11 protein-coding genes are annotated in these 19,632 nt (G+C 44.7%); 1 reads left to right on the top strand and 10 read right to left on the bottom strand.

The genetic code is table 11. The features are described 5' to 3' along the window. Positions 1-81: 81 nt before the first annotated feature. Genes B1748_RS10735 through B1748_RS10725 form a run of 3 tightly spaced genes read right to left on the bottom strand, consistent with a single transcriptional unit; the run spans position 82 to position 5,160 of the window. Complete coding sequence (locus B1748_RS10735) at positions 82-1,617, bottom strand: response regulator (protein ID WP_087567903.1); 1,536 nt, start codon at positions 1,615-1,617, stop codon at positions 82-84. After that, positions 1,618-4,278, bottom strand: coding sequence for a sensor histidine kinase (locus B1748_RS10730; protein ID WP_087567902.1), 2,661 nt, complete (start codon positions 4,276-4,278; stop codon positions 1,618-1,620). It lies immediately after the preceding gene. 18 nt (positions 4,279-4,296) lie between these two features. Then, positions 4,297-5,160 (bottom strand): helix-turn-helix transcriptional regulator, encoded by an 864-nt coding sequence (locus B1748_RS10725; RefSeq protein WP_179215521.1) that lies wholly within the window; start codon positions 5,158-5,160, stop codon positions 4,297-4,299. A gap of 147 nt (positions 5,161-5,307) precedes the next feature. On the opposite strand from B1748_RS10725, the gene B1748_RS10720 reads away from it, so the two are divergent. Continuing rightward, positions 5,308-6,579 carry a TolB family protein gene (locus tag B1748_RS10720; RefSeq protein WP_087567900.1) on the top strand — a complete coding sequence of 424 codons (1,272 nt, stop codon included), beginning with the start codon at positions 5,308-5,310 and terminating at the stop codon, positions 6,577-6,579. Positions 6,580-6,730: 151 nt separating this feature from the next. On the opposite strand, the gene B1748_RS10715 is transcribed toward B1748_RS10720, so the two are convergent. From B1748_RS10715 to B1748_RS10685, 7 genes are all read right to left on the bottom strand, one after another. Continuing rightward, the gene (locus B1748_RS10715) at positions 6,731-11,809 is read right to left on the bottom strand and encodes an S-layer homology domain-containing protein (RefSeq protein WP_179215520.1); all 5,079 of its coding nucleotides are present in this window, start codon (positions 11,807-11,809) and stop codon (positions 6,731-6,733) included. Between the two features lie 271 nt (positions 11,810-12,080). Then, positions 12,081-14,159, bottom strand: coding sequence for a hypothetical protein (locus tag B1748_RS10710; protein ID WP_087567898.1), 2,079 nt, complete (start codon positions 14,157-14,159; stop codon positions 12,081-12,083). 29 nt (positions 14,160-14,188) lie between these two features. Continuing rightward, positions 14,189-15,073 carry a carbohydrate ABC transporter permease gene (locus tag B1748_RS10705; RefSeq protein ID WP_087567897.1) on the bottom strand — a complete coding sequence of 295 codons (885 nt, stop codon included), beginning with the start codon at positions 15,071-15,073 and terminating at the stop codon, positions 14,189-14,191. Positions 15,074-15,090: 17 nt separating this feature from the next. Next, entirely contained in the window at positions 15,091-15,990 is a 900-nt protein-coding gene (locus B1748_RS10700) for an ABC transporter permease (RefSeq protein ID WP_087567896.1), read from the bottom strand. An 85-nt stretch (positions 15,991-16,075) separates the two neighbouring features. After that, a complete protein-coding gene (locus B1748_RS10695; protein WP_087567895.1) occupies positions 16,076-17,761 on the bottom strand; it encodes an extracellular solute-binding protein in 1,686 nt (561 codons plus the stop codon). A 258-nt stretch (positions 17,762-18,019) separates the two neighbouring features. Next, positions 18,020-18,397 carry a sensory rhodopsin transducer gene (locus tag B1748_RS10690; protein ID WP_087567894.1) on the bottom strand — a complete coding sequence of 126 codons (378 nt, stop codon included), beginning with the start codon at positions 18,395-18,397 and terminating at the stop codon, positions 18,020-18,022. Between the two features lie 13 nt (positions 18,398-18,410). Continuing rightward, positions 18,411-19,607 carry a M24 family metallopeptidase gene (locus B1748_RS10685; protein ID WP_179215519.1) on the bottom strand — a complete coding sequence of 399 codons (1,197 nt, stop codon included), beginning with the start codon at positions 19,605-19,607 and terminating at the stop codon, positions 18,411-18,413. Between the last annotated feature and the right edge of the window lie 25 nt (positions 19,608-19,632).

Here is a 19,632-nt window from a genome sequence, read left to right as displayed (position 1 = left end):
TCAAAAAAGTGGCTTTTTATACAAACGATTTGCTAGAAATAAAAAAATAGCCCCCTTTTTACGAGGCTATTCTTAGAAAAATTAACTGTTTTTATTTTTGGCTTGATGCTTCATTCTATACTCTCTCGGATTCATGTTGAAGTGCCGAATAAACAATTTGGTGAAGTGCTTTTCATCGGTGTAGCCAACTTCTGCGGCAATCTTATAAATTTGCAGCGTTGTACCCATCAGCAATTCGCAGGATCTATTCAACCGTTTATTAATAATATACTGAGTAAAGGTTTTTCCTGTATATTCTTTAAATTGAAGCGATAAATAGCCCGAGCTGAAATGAAAATGTTCGGCAACCCCAGACAAGCTTAGCGGGCTCGTATAAAACTGATCGATATATTCTTTGACAAGAGTAATGCTTATATTTTTTTGCATTTGAATATTATTATGAATAAGCTCGCATAACCGCTTGCAATGATCAATCATATAGCTTTCCAACTCATGCAGCGAATCATAGTCCTTTAATTCTTCAAAAAAATTGGAATCGTCATTGCAACTCTTTTTAGCTGAGCGCATCGCGGATACAAATTGCAAAAGCACCTGGATACAGATGGTCTTCATGTCCTTCAATGTCATGTCCTTAGCCATATAAGCTTGTTTAAATAGATCAGATAACCAGGCAAGCAACCTCTCTGCATCTCCGCTATATACCCAGTTGATCCATCCTTCATTTGTACCGTTAAGGTCTAACGTATGTGGTGCAGCATCAACCCATTCCGAGTAAATCATTTTTGCTTGGTCGTCTTTCAGACAGCGTAAATAATCAACCGTTTTCATTGCCTCGCGGAAGCTATCCGGCAGTTCTGCTACCGTAGGCTTGACAGCACCTATACCCATTGCATAACGTGTTCCATGAAATTCGTGTTTAAGGCATCGCTCAATAGCTTCAATGCCTTTCGAAATCTGCTGTTGATGTGTCTCAAAGTGATTGCCTTCTTGAAATAAAATAATATGAATATATTGACTTTCTGCCCCCATTACATGCGGCAAGCCGTCAATGGACTGGGCCATACGTTCACTAGCTTCATGCTTCTCCTCATCCATCCATATACTAACCACACTGTACAGTGTATCCTGGTTGGAAAGCGTAATTCCCGTCGGCATTTTACCACGAATAAATCTCAGAAAAAGATAATTGTTTTTCAACTGCTGAAACTGTAGTAAACTGCTGCTTTGGTTTCTCTTTTCATCCAAATGCTTTCGGAGTCGTTCCAACACGGCATCCAATTCCTGAAACACTTTTATTTTTAAAATATAATCAAATGCGCCGAGCCGAATACCACTCTTTGCGTAAGAGAATTCCTCATAGCCGCTTAGCAACACCACCTCTGTATCGCTATTCTCTTCTTTTATTTGTTCGAGTGCGGCCAGCCCATCCATTTCCGGCATTTTAATATCCATAATAATAATATCCGGACGAACCGCTCTAAATTTTTTAATCGCCTCTAACCCATCGCTCGCAGTTGCAGCAATAGTAAAGCCGAATTGCTCCCAGTTAATCGCTTCCTGCAATCCATCCCTTATTATTTTTTCATCATCAACAATCATTACTGCGTAATCCGCCACTTAGTTTCCCTCCAATCCGTAAGGCAATCTAATCGAAACGATCGTTCCACGCTCCATAGATTGCTCGATCAATAAACCATAAGGGGGGCCAAATTCAAGGTAAATCCGTTCATGAACGTTAGATAAGCCGTAATGAGCCGTTTGAGTACGTTTTTCCAATTGATCGCTTATTTCATTAAAACGTTCTGGCGACATTCCCTTTCCGTCATCGATGATAACGATGTTAAGCGTGTTAGGTCCCTCCAAATAACATTGAATACGAATGGTAAGCAGTCGATCCTTCTCCAGTCCATGATGAATCGAATTTTCGACGATGGGCTGTAAAATAAATTTCGGCGTAAGAATTTGTTTAAACGGCACATCGACATCGATGACTAATTTAAGCTGATTTTCATGACGTATGTTCTGCAGTTTCATGTAGGCGTTTACATGCTCCAATTCATTTTGCAAACGAACTAATTCACTCGTCCCGTACAGGCCCGACTTTAGAAATTCCGCCGTATCGACCAGCATATTAGCAGCTTTATCATTTTTTCCGGATTTTAAAAGCATCATTATGGAGGTAAAAATATTGTGAAGAAAGTGCGGGTTAATTTGCGCTTGCAGAGCTTGTCTTATCAGCTTATGAATGCGCCGCTCAAGCGAAACATTTTCCAACTCTTTTAATGTTAGCTCATCCGTCAACTGCTCTAATCGTGCAAGCATCTGATTGAAGTTTTTGGCTAATACAATAAATTCAAATTCCTTCTCCGCGCTATCAAGTCGAGCATTGATTTGCTCCGGGTAGATTTCCATAACTTGAATGGCGCGAACGATCGGTGCGGTCATCCGTCTGCCCAAGTGACTCGAAATCCAAATCATAATAAGCAGCATACATGCAATTTCAATGGAATAGAGAAGAATAAATACGTACTTCTGTTTATTCCAATCATTCGACGCTTGGACCTCAAGCTGTAGTTTATCTTCCTCTAATGGCAATTGAATAAAGGTTGTTTTTTTCGCTCTATTTTCCATGGATGTAGTAAGCGGGAATGACTGTCCTCCCTTATCAAGCAAATGGATAGCATACTCGTTAGCTGGTAAAAGGTTTGTAGATGTAAATATATTTTGTATACCCAGTTCAATAAATCCCATGTAGTCGAATTTTTTCAATTCTTCGGTTGGATCAAGTAAAGATAAGATTGATTTTTTCATTAATACGACAGGCGGCATAGAGTCCAGTTCATTTTTAACAATTTCCAGCTCTCTTGCATAACCAGTAACACCTGAAACCTTTTCATTTAAAAGATTCTGTCCATTGGGCTGACTCACGTTGGAGTAGATTAGCCGATTATTTGCGTTATAAATCGATACCGTGCTAACTTCCTTATTCAATATTCCTTTTCGTACTAAAAGATCAGAGAATGCTGCATGAAAGGATTCTGTCTCATCATTTCCTGCTAAAAGCATTAAGCTTTGAAATTCTCTATCCAGTGACAAATAACGAATATAGAACGTATACGACCGAATATTATTTTCAATGCCGTCCTTCGTCTTATTTATAATATTGTGCAAATCCTGCTTCGAATTAGATTCGATAATTTTGTCAAAGGAAAAAAAAGAAACAACAACTACAATAGATACAGGGATGATTATAAGAAAATAATATTTAAATATATGGCCGGCAACTGTAGCTTGTCCTTTGTAGGAAGAAATATAGTCCTTCATTAGTTGCCTATCTTCGTAGCCTTTTATTTGTTTCAGCTTATTAATAAAATCATAAATTGGACTTAAAATTCGAATCGCTACTTTATTGGATATGATTGCAAACAATAGGATGAGCAGAAGCGATAGCGCTATTATAATCCAGATGATTTGTCCAAAGCGATCGCTCAGCTGGCTAATACCATGAATAAGTACATAACGCTCCTGCTTATCGGTTGTATAGGATGAAACAATTTGTTGATTTTTTTGATAGGTAAAAATGGTCCCTGTACTATTTTTTTCAGGCTTAAGTATCGTCGTTATTTTTTCTTGCTTTTCTCCACTGCTAAATACAACTTGCTCCTTATTGTTCATATAGGTCAGACTAACATTGTTTAATAAAGCCAGATTTTGCAAATCCAAAACAGCTACTATAAAAGCGCCTTCATTTATTGGGATGAGTTGCATATTTTCTTCCGTCAAGCTGTCTTTCGAGAACTGGCCATTTTGAATAAGTAAGTCTTTGAAGTACTTTCGTGAAGCAGCAAGGTTCCCGGAAAGCGGAATTTCAGTTGTTTTTGTAATGAGCTGCGTATTTAAGGATGTCCCAATCAATTGCTGGTTATTAACAATATACATGCCCGTAAATTCTTTGTTCGTATATAAAAAAGCTAAAATATCCGAAATGATTTTTCTATTATAGCTATCTAAATTTTCATTAAAAGGTCTTTCTGTTACCCATTCATGTATGGTGGGTTTATAATCCTCTACAAATAATCTGAACTGCTCCTTGCTTTTTTGCATTAAGTTTTGCATCGTTTGCATACTTAATAGCAATTCACTCTCGTTAGAGGCCTTAATATTATTAATAATTAGCTGTTTGGATACGACATAACTAATGACAGTTGACAGCACAATAAAAATGACCATCAGCATAATAAAAAGCGAGTGCAGCTTCGTTTTAAAAGAAACGTTCATGACAGTCCCCCACACCCATTATCGCCCTTCACTAAAAACAATATCTTTGCGAATGCCTAAATTCTCCTTAGCCATCCATTGTCCCGGCGTAATTCCTTCCATTTCTTTAAAAACGCGAGAAAAATGATGTACGGTTTTGAAGCCTGCTTTTTCGGCAATTTGTTTAATACTTAAATCAGAATACGTCAACATTTCCTTGGATCGATGTATTCTAACTTCCTTTAAAAAAGCTGTAATCGTCAAGCCTTTGTATTGTTTGAAAAGCTGGCTTAAATAGCTTGGACTGTAGCCGATACTTTTAGACATTTCCGTAATTGTCCAATTTTGATCCGCATGCTGCATAATCCATTGCTCCAATTTTTCTGCTGGAGATAGGTGAGTTCGAGAAACCGGCTGCTCTAGCAAACCGACCTCCACAACACTCTGATCACGCTGATTCGTAAACGTCTCTAAAGAACGTGATGATAGATAGAGTAATTCAACGACACGAAGCTCAGCAAGCTCCAAATAATGGATTGTCCTTATCAAGCCCTCCTGCCGAATAAGTTCAAGCAGTCTAGGAATCTCCCTGCTCGGATGCTGAACTTGAATAGGAATAGGGTCAACTGAACGGGCAAGCTCCTTTGAATCAATATGAAATTTAATATCTAACGTTTTCAAGGATTGTTCATTTGATACTGACAAACCATGGGGTTGATTCGGCTTTATAAAGAAGAGGGTGCCAGGCTTCAGCTCGTATATTTCATCACCATGATGAAATACGCCACTGCCATCCGCGATCCAAATCATTTGATAATAGGTATGTCTATGCAGCTTGAGACGTTCACCCTTCACGTAATCATAACGCGCAGTCCATAATATTCGAACGCCAAATTTACCCATGACATCTCCCCACTTCATGATGCTTTTCAAGATTATATCATAGCCCTGGATAAAAAATTCTAAGAGCCAGACAAATAAAAAAGAGGTTGGATTTCATATAATAGGATTCATATCCAAACTCAAATATCATGAATGGAGGTTGCAGCTATGCTTATTAGCGAGAAATTCCCTCGATATACCGAATATAATCCAGCCGTGCCTGTTTGGTGCGTTACTCCTGGCGAAGGGGGCGGATTACACCGTTTTTTTGATACCTCGCCCGTCAGCCCGTCGGGAAGATATTTGGCTGTAATCCGGATGCCTTATCTAGATCGGATCAATCATGCCGGTGAAGCTGCCGATGTTGTCCTTATTGATTTGCATACTGCCGAGGAGCAGGTCATTGCGCAAACCTATGGCTGGGAATATCAATTAGGCGCCAACATTAACTGGGGCAGCGATGATCATTCGCTGTATTTTAATGATGTTGACACTGCAACCTGGGAGCCGCATATCATTTGTATCGATCCGCTTAGCGGTGCAAAACGTCAGCTAGAAGGGTCGATCTATCGAATCTCTCCAGACGGCAGTCAAATCATTTGTGCCAACACGATTACAATGCGGCGAACGCAAACCGGGTACGGCGTTATCGTTCCCGAAGATCGAGTTCCCCGAAACTTTGGCTTTTCGGACGATGATGGCTTGTATATGACAGATACGAAATCGGGTAAGCGTAGGCTTGTCGTCTCTATACGTGAAATTTTCGATCAAGCTCAACCTAAAATAGATTCATCATTCTATGAAAAAGGGGAATGCTACGGGTTCCATTGCAAATATAATCCGCAAGGAACCCGGTTAATTTTTACAATGCGTTGGTATCAATCCGATGAAGCCCAGCCATGGAATCAAATTAATAAAAAGCTCGATTATTGGGTGCTGACGATGAAGCCGGATGGATCGGACATTTATGTCGCAGTCGGTCCTGAGCAATGGAGAAAAGGCGGACATCATATTAATTGGTTTCCGGATGGAGAGCATTTATCGATGAATCTGGACATTAATGAAGAAGGCCAGGTTAAACTTGTTCAGGTGCGGCATGATGGAACTGATTTGCGTATGATAACCGATCGTATGCCTGGTTCTGGACATCCAACCGTACACCCCAACGGTCGCCATATCGTTACGGATACCTATGCCTGGGAGCCAACTGCATTTGGAGACGGAACCATTCCGATCCGTTGGATTGATCTCCAAACGCAAACGGAGCAGACGCTTATAAGAATAAATGTCGTTCATCCCGCTTCCAGCAAAGATGGCTCGCTTCGTGTAGATGCTCATCCCGCTTGGACGCCGGACAATCGCCATCTTGTTTTTAACGGCTTTGTAGACGGTGCCCGACGTGTATTTCTTGCTGATCTAAGCCGGGTATTGGAGACATAAATATAAAACATTTTATACCTTTACGCACTCTTATAACAGTAGGCAATTCACGGCAATAAGGTGGGTTTTTATACGAAATAGCCCAAAGAAAAACCAGTCCGATTTGGATGGACTGGTTTGGTGGGCATTCGGCGAATTAATGCTCTGAGATTTACTTCAAGCCTGGCTCCAATGTCAGCATTTGAAACAGCATCATTGCCACTTCCGCACGCGTCGCCTTCACTTCAGGCACAAACATGTTGTTACCTTTTCCCTTGATGTATCCGGCTTGATGCAAGGCAGCTACATGTCCGATTGCCCATGCCGGGATTTGTTGCGAATCGCTGAATGCGGCATTTGCAGAAGGATGGATCGTCAGGCCAAGCGCTCTGGACATCAGCACCGCCATCTCTGCACGACTAATATGCCGCTCGGGAGCAAATCGCCCTTGGTCAATCCCTGTTACCAATCCTGCAGCAACAGCAGCTTTAATACTGCCCGCATACCAGGCATTTGCATCAACATCCGTAAAAGTTAACCCATCTTCCGGAATCTCCAATTGCATGCTGCGAGCCAGCATAGCCACAAATTCAGCGCGCGTAATCTGGCCCGAGGGGTTAAAACGGTTTCCGTTCTCCCATTCGATGACTTGTTTTGCCGCCAAAGTTTGAATGGCCTCCATGGCCCAATGCGTGCTCGGAACATCTGCATAATTCTTCTTGTACTCCATTGCCACATAAGGATGCGGACTGATTTGTTTAAGCTTAAGAGTAATTCGTGCCGGTTTCGATTTTACAGAGCCTCCATTATAAACCCATTTCTTATTCACAGTATCATACTCGTATATACCCGTTAGTTTACTGTCGATGTCACTGGCCAGTAACGGGAGTTCTAAACTTACGCCAGCAGCCGTTTGTTCAAGCTTGATCTTCTTGCCATCGGCCGTAACAAGCAAGACCGATACGGTATAGGCTGGACTCACGATGCGAATAGCTTCATCCGTTTTTTTGCCAGCAGCTTCCTTCAATACTTGCTCACTTGCTTGCGCAAACTCAATCTCCAAAGTCGCACCCGCCGTATTGCCCACTCTTTCCAGCAAGGCGTTCAACTCAGCCGATTCAATCTTTAACAGTGCTTCTCCTGTTTGAACCTGCAATGGGTATCCAGAAATCTGACTTATCGGTATTGTTACCGACTTCTGGCTATCTTTCATGCGAACGACCGCGATGCCGTCCTCGATTGCAACTGCCGCCAGGCCAGAACCTGAATCCCCTCCGGTTCCACTGCCGCTTCCTGTTCCGTTTCCGTTTCCATTGCCGTTTCCGTTTCCATTGCCATTGCCGTTTCCATTTCCGTTGCCATTGCCAGGCTCTTCTGAGCTCTCCTCATCATCCGCATTCAAAATAAGACGCTTCAATTCACTCACATTCAGCTTCCGCTGATAGATACGAAAATCATCCAGATAACCGTGGAAATTCACGCCTGTCTCTTGCAACGATGTACCCAATACAGTTCCTGAGGAACCCTGTGAGAGATATGTCGCATTGTTAGGTTCGCTCGCCAAATCACTATTTATATATAATGCCGCTCCTGCTTCCCCATCGTATACAACCGCGACATGCGACCAGTTATTTGTGGAAACCGGCCCTCCTGCTACAGTAGTCCATACTCCCTCTGCAGAGTCTGACAACATTTTGAGTTGCAGCGCCCCTGCTTCATTGATCTCCAGTACGACGTTTTTATTAGAGTAGATGACCATTCGCCGCCCGATCTCATAAGGCTTCAACCATGTTGCGATCGTAAAGCTTTGTTCATCGAGCACGCCGGTTTCCTGATTGGCTACATAATTATGGCCTCCGTCCAGGTACATGGAATTGCTTCCGATTTTACCGGAATAATACGCGGGAACCCAAGGAATCTCATTCGTTGGAACGCCATCAACTGTTCTTATAATGCTGCCATGTCTGGCAAGAGCAGTCGAGTCATAGGCGTTTGTGCCTCTGCCTTCATCGAAGGTCCAGTGAAGGGCAAGATCGTCGACAAGCATATCCCTGCCCGTTGCCGTAAGACTAAAGTCATCCAGCCAAACCGTACCAGGAGCAAATACCGAGTTCAAGCGAATCTCAATCAAACCGTTATTCACGACGGCCGGTGTCACAAAACGCGTAACCAAACGTGTCCATTCCTTGGTCCCGAACAGAGGTTCGGATTCATATCGATAGGTTGCGGCTCCTTCTACGGACATACGCAAGGACAAGCCCGTCCCCTTAATCTGATCCGTTTTGCCCCATGTACTCAGCTCATACTCCTTGTTCGGCTCCAGATTTACGCTTTGTCTCATAACGGTACCTGAGGCAGCTCCCGCTATTTGCAGGGATGTCCCGCCGGAGCGCGAAGCACTCGCATCCAGAACGGGAGTAACGGAAGACGGGAACGTCCATCCCGCTGGGACGCCTTCGTTATTCTCACCTTCTTCAAAAGAAGGATTTTGCACCTTGTTTCCGCTGCCGAGAACCATAATATGGACGGGTTGCGACTCAGCGACAACCCCTTGGCCGCTGATTGCTTTTGCCGTTATGGTGTAGCTGCCCGCCTTCAGCTCTTTCCATTCCATCTTGAAAGGAGCAGATGCGGCTGTTCCTATTCTCTTTCCATTTGCCCAGAACTCGACTTTGGCAATACCTTGCGGATCGGTTGCGCTTGCTTGAAGCGTAAGCGCACCATTCTCAGACAAAATCGTTCCTTGAACAGGAGTCGATAATTGAACAACCGGGCTGGTTCTGGAAGTCGTCGGGATCACTTCGAACAATTTGCCGTCTCCCGGCAAGAAGCTGATTGCGGAAGTTCCAATTTCATAAATCTCGCCCGTTTCCAGGTCCTTCAAGCTGCCTGTATAATAAGCTGAGCTTAGCGTCAGTTCCTGTTGCTGTTCGGCATCCGTGTTTACAGCGACCACGTAGGACTTGCTCCCGTCCCGTTTCACCAATGTACTAACATATGGCTTCGTGTTACCGGTTCCCGCGATTGTAAATCGATCCTCATCCTTCTTTGCATTCAATAAAGTCTCTTTCAAAGGCCGAACGCGATTGGCTAACGAACTGACTTCATCAAAGTGTGCAGGGCTGTCCTCAAGTCCAAGCCAGCTTTGCTGCGTGCCATAAATAAACCAGAATATGCCTGTAGCTCCTTCTCCTATGGCCATCCAGTTCTGCATTCTCAGCTCGCCCACAACAGGAGTCCGCGTGGAGAAGCGTCCTGAATCAAATTTATGCGTTTGCAATATCATCCATAAAGGAGTATCTTCCGGCTTTTCTTCTACTACTTTGCGGACATAGCTGACAAAGTCCCATGCCGAATATCCGAAGGCGTTTAACGTAAAGTCGCCAATCTGGTTGTGCTTCGCGGCGGGGTAAACGTCAATAAGCAAGGTATCCAGGCCAGCCGCGGTGAAGATGGGACCCACCCGGTCCAAACCGACGAGCGGAGTGGAAATTTTCAGCCCCGGGGCATTTTCATGAAAATATTCGGTTGCGACGACATGATTGTTTAATGCCTCCAGAAACGGTTCATCCGACAGATTAATGCTTTTGATGCTCGGATGATCTTTTAATTTATTAATAATATTATCCGCGATAGGTTGAAATAGCTGTGAATCGGCGGCCTCGCTATGCATCCAGTCATACGTATTCGCATGCGGCCCGTAATGCACGCCCACTCCGTATTTGTCAGTTGCCTCGAACATAAAGTGGTCTTCGTCCACATTGCCGTTCGTAATCATAATAGAGTCCAAGCCATGGCTATGCAGATCTGCAATGATTTCCTTGAATCTTTGTTTATTGCCTCTTATCTGGAGCGCATCCTCGAAGACCCCGATCGGGAAGTCGCTTGGCGGAAACGGCTCCAGATCGACTGGATATTCAGGCTCCATGGGAGCCGCTACGCCCTTAACGATAAAGTTTTTGATCCTCTGGCCGTTCGCGGTCGCATTGCTGAACATGAAGGACGCATGATTTATGTCGGGAATGAAACCTGCGACCTGGCCAACATTATACTTGTCCACGATTACCTGGCCATTCATCCATATGCTTGCTGTATGCTCTAAAGCATTATATTCGACCTTCACTCTCGTATAGCCGTTTGCATCAAATCCCGGAGCCACTCCATTTTTGACTACATTTTGCGTCCTGTCCAAAAAGGCTTGGTATTCTCCGTTCTTGTTCAAGTAAATCCATATTTGGCCGTCCAGCCACATGGCGCCCGTACCTTTATTCAGCCCCAATCCGATCCAGTCCTCTACGCCAGCCGGATAAATATCCGCCTCCACGCTGGATACCGGTCCTACGGACTTAAATGGGACACTGGCAGTGGAAGAGCCTCGAACCGAACTGGTAATATAGCTTTCGCTTTCATCCCCCGCGAACACCAGATTTTGACCGGCTTCCCACTTTCGGCCGTCGAACTCCGTCTCTTTTTCCTTGAGAGAAGCGCCAACCGTGCGATTCGTCCCATTAATTGCCAACGTATCCGAAATAGCCAATGTTTCCCCCCGAACGCTCAGGTTTTTCACTCGTTGTCCATATGCCGTTGCACCGCTGAGCACAAATCCCGCATGCGATATGTTCGGAGCGAGCCCTTCGATCCCGCTAATGTCAAGCTGATTTACGACAAGCTCTTCATTGAGCCAGATGGAGATCGTAGCATCCGCCGAATTTAACTGCACCTTAACTTTCGTGTAACCGTTTGCATCAAAGGATAGCAGCGCTCCGGACTTCACCAAATATTTGGTGCCATTAACGAAAGCCTGGTACTCTCCATTCTTATTGACATAGATCCATACCGCTCCATCCTGCCAGATCGGGCCAGTCCCCTTCAGCAATCCAAGCCCTACCCAATCTGTCACCCCTGACGGCTTAATCTCCGCTTCTATGCTTGCAATCTCTCCGACCGAACGAAAGGGCACGCTTGCATTGGCAAGCATTTCAGCGCTGCCGCTAGTCACATAGCTTTCATTTTCGTCCTCGTAATAGACCAGTGATGGACTAGCCGTCCACTGCACGCCTCCCGCTTCAACATCGCTTCCGGCAACCTGAGTACCGGATGCGCGATTCGGCGGTTCTACACCCAGTGTGTCCGCGACTGCGACAGGCATATCCGACTCAGTTGCCGCGTGCACGTTCACGCTTCCTATACCGGATACGGGCAACAGTGTCAGGCAGAGAACCAGCGTGCATACCATTTTGACCAATCTCATTACAATCCCTCCCATTTATAGTGGTAGAAGATAATCTCTTCTGACGAGCTTAATTATACTGTCACTATTAAATGGCTAACCACTTTCCGATTTCCACTTTACTATCTTTTGGCTACTGATTCGCGGCACAAGGATAAACGGCTAACGTCGTCCTTTGGACGAGCGCGTTTACCGATGAATTATAAGCCTAATTATAAAAGTGAAACTTTATAAATTCTTATAATTTAAAAAAACCGCTCGTTCCCGATAGGGTTCCGAGCGGCTTCAGCGTTCATTTTTCGGAATATACATCTATGAGGGTAACCCCGCCAGGTTGAAGCTTGACCTCAAAACTTTGCTTATAGGTTGACCCGCCAACATAATGGTGGGTAAGCCCGCCTGTTGCCGCATCCTTGTAACGGACTGGCAGAATAGGAAAGCTGGAGACAGTCCGTGTATCCGCGACAGGCTCTTTCATCGTAACAAAAGCGCGCCGGTAATGAACGTCGTTGTCATTAAACAAGTAGAGACGGCATGTACCATCCTTAAGCCGATAGGCCAGATAAGGTTTATCGCATGTTAACGGACAGTCGCCAATATCAAGAAGGAGACGGGCAAGCGCGTCGCGAAAGCCTGTTGTTACTTTGACGAATGGCAGAGTGTCGACAAGCGTATAAGGGAAATCCGGCGCATCGGCTGGATCGCCTTCCAGATTCGGTTTGCCGTCATCTTGAGTGAGCAGTGCTTCGATTGCGGCACGGGTATCATCATCCGGCGAAGCCCCGAAAGCAAAAACAGTCAACGGTCGATTGCTAAAGCGGTCCGAGAACAGAATGGTTGGCTCGATACCGTAAGCAGCAGGCTCGAAGCCTGCACGAGCTGTACATACAATCGAGCCACGATCGTATGCCGCTACTTTGCGTTGTTCTTCAAGAGACAACATATCAAAGTCAGGAACCAGCAATGTACCGCTAAACGAATCGAGATCCTCCGAACGAACGCAAGCGCCGCAATGAGTTCCGGCCTTTGCAAGCTCGTAGAACAGCTTGAAGGGTGTCCAGCGCCGTGTTTGGATGTATTCGTTCAACATGTTCTCATAAGCATGGTCGGACCAGAGCATCGTAGGCGAGAGCGTTCGATCGACATCCGCGGAAAAGGCGATTTCCATGCGTTCTCGCTCCCAGTCCCAATCGGCGCGTTTGATTCCGTCGCCAAGGCAAAGGAAATAACCTTCAAGTGCACGTCGCGAACCACCCTTCTCTGCAAGCTGGTAGGCCATCATGGTATAAAGATCACGTTCGTGCAGACAGGGCACATGTTTCATCATGTCCCATTCCTCTGTTGCATCCTGCAGACCAACCATCGAAACCAGATGGCCTTGTCGAATATGTGCCGCGGTAATCGGAGCAATGGCCATATAGCGGTGGAAATAGTAATCTTGCGTATCCCAAGGAGACGCGATAAAACAACTGGTCGGCAAAATATTGGCGGTGAGGTAATCAACGCCGGCATTCATGATGCGAGCCAAATCCGTGCCAAGACAATACTTCGTCTCGAATGGATCCGTACAGTACATGCCAAGCACCATCACTTCGCGTCCGATTGCGTGAACGCGCGCGCAGATTTTTTTAAAGAAGCCCTCCCATCGCCAGCACATAAATTCGATCCACTCCGCACGGACATTTTTCCAAATCCAGTCTGCGCGGGCGTCTTCTGCCTCTGCTTCATCATTTCCAAGCGCAGCAGCAATACCGTCAGGCAAAATCAGTCCTGTATGGTCGATGAACTGTGTCACCATATCGGTTGAGTAGTCGCCATGGTAAATGTTTCCGCTTGGGCTAAATCCGTCCGCAAGATGTATACCCTTAAATCCATAATCAACTAACGTACGACAAAGCTGCTCTACGAAAAAATCCTCGTAGTAAGCGCCATTTTTAAAGCGTTTGAGCGCGAATAAACCGCGCCGTTTGCCGCCTCTCGTATGAAACTGTAATTCTGGATGATCGCTAATCCATTCTTGGTGAAAGGAATCTCCGATGGACACCCCCATAATACCCGCGTATAGCCCGGTCCCGCTGTCAGACAAGTTGCCGGAAAGGTCGCGAAGGTTATAATTCGTCCAAGGTTGTCTTTCGCGTTCTGCATTGCGCGGTATGCCGTAATAGGCACAATTATCGGCGGGAAGTTCGTATTCCTCGTCCATACCCTTGTACTGATTGACGAAATCGGGGTGGAACAGCAGCGCACATGCGCCATCGGGAAGAAATCCTGTCTGATCTAAAAACCTCGCTGCCCCTCGATCGGAGTCCTCTCTATCGAAACCCAGCAATTGCATCCAGATGAAAACCTTCCCGTTCTTGAGTTTCTCCACAACATTCACTCCTAATATCGTTAATAGATTTACCCTTTTACGCTGCCCAATACGATTCCTTTAATAAAGTATCTTTGAAGAAAAGGATAGATGAGCAGCACCGGGAGGCACGCGGCGAATATTTGTGCCGATTTGGATGTCTTATCTGATATACTAGACATCAATATCGCATCCTGAGGCGACAATTGACTAAGTTCCCTGCCTATGACAACGGTCTGCAAATAGCTGGTTAAAGGATAATTGGTTGGATTATTCATTAAAATGAGCCCGTCAAACCATGCATTCCAATGCCCTACAATACTAAATAGCGTAAGCGTTGCAAGCGCAGGGGCCGAGAGCGGCAAAAACAGTTTGAATAGAATAACCCAGTGATTGGCGCCGTCGACAAATGCCGCTTCTTCAATCTCCCTAGGCAAATTCCGAAAAAAATTAAGCAAAAGAACGACATTAAATACCGGAACCGCTCCTGGAATAACCAAAGCCCATATCGAATCCAGCATGCCTACAGACCGGATCGTCATATACCAAGGAATAAGACCCCCGTGAAAAAGAATCGTAAACACGAATACCCATACATAAAGGGTTCGAAATCGAAAGCTGTTTTTTTCTTTGGACAATGGATATGCCGCTAATAAGGTCAGCAACATACTAAGCGATACTCCCAGCACGATTCTCTTTACGGAAATGAACATGGAGTCGAGAAATTGTTGTTTTCCAATGACATATTGATAGGATTGGAAAGTAAAATCAATGGGCCAGAACGTAACCATTCCCGCATCGGCCGCAGAAGCGCTGCTGAGAGAAATAGCTAACACATGAATTAACGGCAAGACGCATGAAACAGCGAGCCCAATTAAAAACACATAGATAACAACAGTTGCGACTTTTTCCAATTGTCCCGCATGAGCATTCAATGTTGTTTCCTCCAAACTTAGAAAATGCGATAATTTGCAAATCGATAGGCACACCAGTACGAAAGCGATATTAAAATTAATGAAACAACGGATTTAAGCAGCCCTACAGCTGTTGAAACGCCAAAGCTCATTTCCACCAAGCCGGTTCGATAGACCAGTGTATCAATGATATCTCCCGTCTCATAAACGACAGGACTATAAAGATTAAAGATTTGATCAAAACCGGCATTCAGAATATTCCCCATACTTAATGTTGTAAGCAGAACAATAATGGGCATCATCCCCGGTATGGTAACATGCCAGGTTTGCTTCCAACGATTTGCTCCATCCGCTTTGGCCGATTCATACAAAGCGGGATCTATGCCTACAATGGCAGCAAGGTAAACAATCGTGCTGAATCCAAATTCCTTCCATGCATCGGATACAACCACGACGAAACGAAACCAGTTATTGTCTCCCAGGAAAAAGATAGGATCTACACCAAAGGCGAATTGAAGAAATTGGTTCACAATCCCCTTCATTGACAGAATGTCAATCAGAATGCCTGCCAGTACGACCCAAGATAAAAAATGCGGTAAATAAATAAGGGTTTGGATGCCTGAACGGGTAAGCTTGTGATTGACTTCGTTCAACAATATAGAGACAATCAAGGGCAGCGCAATTCCTACAATAATTTTCATCACCGCAATGATAACCGTATTCCACAAAACCTGTATCGTATTCGGCAATTTGAACATAAATTCAAAGTTATCCCAACCCACCCACTTCGAACCTGATATCCCCAAAGCAGGATAAAACTTTTGAAAAGCAATAACTACGCCCGTCATCGGTACATAGGCAAATAGGATTAGAATAAAAAGTGCTGGTATAATCATCACATGAAGGGGCAATTCTCTCGCCCAGTTACTATATCGCATATTTAACCCCCTTCGTCATAGACAAGGGCGAAAGAATGTTCCGCCCTTGCTATACTTTAATCATGCACGCAATAAATGCTTATTGTTATTGCATTTGTTTCCACTCATTCACTTCTTTAGTAATCTGATCTCCACCCAATGCATGCCAATCTTTAACGAATTTATCAAACTCATCAATTGAAACCGCGCCCATAATGATTTTTGTAAATACTTCGAGTTCCATCGTTGCCAAGGTAGCCGATTTATCCGTCATGGTCGGCGTATTGCCGCCATAGAAACCGTCGTTTACAAATAAGCCTTTATCCATAATATCGAAAAAGATTTTCCAGGCGGGATAATACAATGCCCATCCATATACGCTGCCTTCGCCATTAATCGCTTTCAAACGATTATCCCAAAGCAATTTTGCTGTCGGATCCACAGCCAAAGTCTCGTCATTGGCGTCAACGGCATCTATAAACTGTTGAAACGGAAGATCGGTTGCGTCATTGGAAAATACGGGAGCCAATTTCCATAATTGAATGCTGCCATCCTCAGGATCATACATGAAACGGTCATAGGTCTCCTTGCCGGCATCTTTACCTACCGTTTTTTCAAAGACATAGTTAAATAATTTGACGATAGCTTCCGGATGCTCGTAACCTTTTCTGACCACGTAATACTCAAGAACAGGCGCATTCAAGCCAACTTTAGCGGGCTCATTATCAATAGACGGCAGCGGGTAAGGCACCCATTCGGATTTTGGATCATTATCCTTTAATTGATGCGGACCTAACTGGCCAAAGAAATGCGCGCTATTGATCATTCCTACTTTTCCTGAAGCGATCATCTCGATTGTTTTGGCTGCATCCTTAACCGTAAATTCGGGATCAATAACCCCTTCGGCGTACAGCTGTTGCAACGCTAGAAGGGCTTCTTTGGCTTCCGGCAGTGTACTGCCATACACAAGTCCGCCATTGTTGTCTTCAATCCACAACCCCGGATAAGCATGAAAGCTATTAAAAAAACCGGAAGCTGATAATCCGCTGTTTTTAACTGTATTGTCAAATGTGAAACCATACGTATCCTTCATGTTATTGCCATCCGGATCATCATTTGTAAAAGCTTTTGCTATAAGAATAAAATCTTCTATTGTTTTAGGCTCTGGCAGATTTAATTTCTTCATCCAGTCCGCCCGAACCCAGATGAGCGGGCCGCCCGCTCCGCCGATCGCGGATGCCGTATTAGGCAGAGCATATAACTTTCCGCCAACCGACGACTGCTCAAGCGCAATCCCGTCTCCGACCGCAAACTGCTTTTTTGTTTCTTCCGAAGCGTATTGATCGAATATTTCTGTTAAATCCGCTATACTGTCGGTTTCGACCAGTTGTTGCAGTTGTTGGCCGTTGACGCGCATTAAATCAGGCAAATCCCCGGAAGCCATCGTCACGTTCAATTTGCTGTCATATTGGCCAATATCCGCACTCCATTGCACTTTAATGTCAATGCCCAACTCTTCAAGAATCGCATCGCTCCACACGTTTTTTTCATAGGTTTGACCACTCGGCAGATTCATGCTTGCATCGATTCGTCTTACCGTAGTCATCGAAATAGGTGAATCATATTTGCCTAAAGGATCAATCACAACCGTTTGTTCGGAAGTTGCCGACGGTGCTGGCGACGATGTCGCTTCGCTGCCCTTGTTCCCATTTTTGTCGTTCGAACAAGCAGACAGCGCCAACACGCATAACACAAATATAATTGTTGTCATAACGATCCTTTTTCTCTTCATGCTTTATGCCCCTTTGGAATTGGATTTATCAAAGGAAATATCCTTGATATGTTTAAAATTATACAAGCGGGTAAAACCGCTAACCACTTTCTAATTTCCACATTTAATATCTTCTGTCCACTACCTTATATTTCGTATAATCCATGCAAAAACCCGATATGAATAGAGAACGCAAAGAAAGGAATTCGAACGCTGTAATCAGGATTGTATCCATCCAATTAAGCGGCAAATTCCCATCTTTACATGCTATTTTACCAATCACTCCGAATATCCCATCATTCCTATATAGGCCAAATTGGGTTGGGCAATGTCCATTCTGCCATACTGAATAATGACTTCAATATCGCTGCGGAAACGAAGGGAATATTGGACTTGTCTATCCAGTGCAATTCCACCAATCTCTTCAGGATGATCCATGCGAATGCACTTTACTCTTCTGGCATTTACGTTTAGCTTGATATCTTGGTCAGGCTCTCGATCTTCATAAAAAATATCCATGAATATAGTGGCATCAGCATCATGACAATTCAGTATCATAATGGCTTCATGGCCTTCAAGCAGATCCTGTTCCATTTTCCCCTTGTATGGCAAATATCCATCAATTACATACCAGTTCCGGGCACCTTCTTTGTTCATGCACGATTCCTCCTCAGTTCACCGATATTTCCCTGGTGGCTCTCCATGTCTTGCTGAGATGTCTGACCAGCTTCGACATCGATTCATAACCGTTATCGGTGACCAGAAGACTTTCTTCAATCCGGTTGGAGCCATGAGGATGGCCAAATAAACTGACATCCGTATTCACGGTCATACCTGCTATGAATATCGCGGCGGAATTCTCGTCCGGGTACGGCGATTCGGCTTCCGCCAGGCCACAACCGTGGAGCGGCGGGTATAAATCATATTGCGTCATTCCATGCTTCTGGAAACAGTCTTTAACAGCGCGTACCACTTCGCTCTGCTTGGCGCCGGCTTTAATCCGGGCAAGCCCGCGTTCCTCCGCTTCGACGAGAACATCGATAAATGCCTTCTGCTCTTCTGTCATTGTCCCGGCAACAAACGGGAAGTTCACAGTTGCTATATACCCCTCGACCTGTACGGCTATAGCGGCCAGGATCATGTCTCCCTCTTCAATCACTTTGCTCGAAGGCCGCCCGATAATCGTCTTGACCCGATCGCCGCTGGTTATTAGACAGAACGGCATATGTTCCGCTCCTTGACGCGTACATTCGCCATAAGCCAGTGAAGCCAGTTCCAGTTCTGTCATCCCCGGCCTTACCTGTTCGATCATTAACTTATAACCTGCATCGGCAATTCTGGCGGCCTCCTGCAGACAAGCAATCTCGTTCGCAGACTTGTTCATCCTCAGCTTAAACAACAAATCGGCTGCATCCACGATTGCAATCCCTTCAAAACTGGACTCGATGATATTCATTAACGGTACGGGAATCGCATCTATCCCCGCCACACCCAGTTTGTGGAGGGAATGGCTTTCCTGCAGTTGTTTGCTAATTGCGGTCAAGCTAGTATAATGAGCGAGCGGATACTCAATATTGTCGGGTACAGTTACACAATTAAATTCGGGTAACAGTCGAACATCCGGCCAAGCGCTCATTTCGCGACAAAACATTTCCCCTTCCGGCGCGGCTAAAATAATGGGATCGCCGCTGAGCGGGACAATTACCGCCCCTCGTTCGAATAAAGGCCAGTAGTTGCCCATATAACGCAGGTTTTCCTTCCTGTACTCGTCGCCATAAATCAGGCAAGCTTGCAAATCTTGATCTCTCATGAGTTCTCTTAAGTTTTCGATTCTAGTTAGAAATTCTTTATTGGGAATTTTAATCAAATGTATCCCCCTCCTCATTTTAATA

This window comes from Paenibacillus sp. MY03, from assembly GCF_002165585.1.
Lineage (GTDB): Bacteria > Bacillota > Bacilli > Paenibacillales > Paenibacillaceae > Pristimantibacillus > Pristimantibacillus agaridevorans.
This window is presented reverse-complemented; position numbering and strand designations above follow the sequence as displayed.

Coding starts and splice junctions, on each gene's coding strand:
- B1748_RS10725 (WP_179215521.1), bottom strand. CDS start 5,160: ATGGGTAAATTTGGCGTTCGAATATTATGGACTGCGCGTTATGATTAC.
- B1748_RS10730 (WP_087567902.1), bottom strand. CDS start 4,278: ATGAACGTTTCTTTTAAAACGAAGCTGCACTCGCTTTTTATTATGCTG.
- B1748_RS10715 (WP_179215520.1), bottom strand. CDS start 11,809: ATGAGATTGGTCAAAATGGTATGCACGCTGGTTCTCTGCCTGACACTG.
- B1748_RS10720 (WP_087567900.1), top strand. CDS start 5,308: ATGCTTATTAGCGAGAAATTCCCTCGATATACCGAATATAATCCAGCC.
- B1748_RS10700 (WP_087567896.1), bottom strand. CDS start 15,990: ATGCGATATAGTAACTGGGCGAGAGAATTGCCCCTTCATGTGATGATT.
- B1748_RS10690 (WP_087567894.1), bottom strand. CDS start 18,397: ATGAACAAAGAAGGTGCCCGGAACTGGTATGTAATTGATGGATATTTG.
- B1748_RS10695 (WP_087567895.1), bottom strand. CDS start 17,761: ATGAAGAGAAAAAGGATCGTTATGACAACAATTATATTTGTGTTATGC.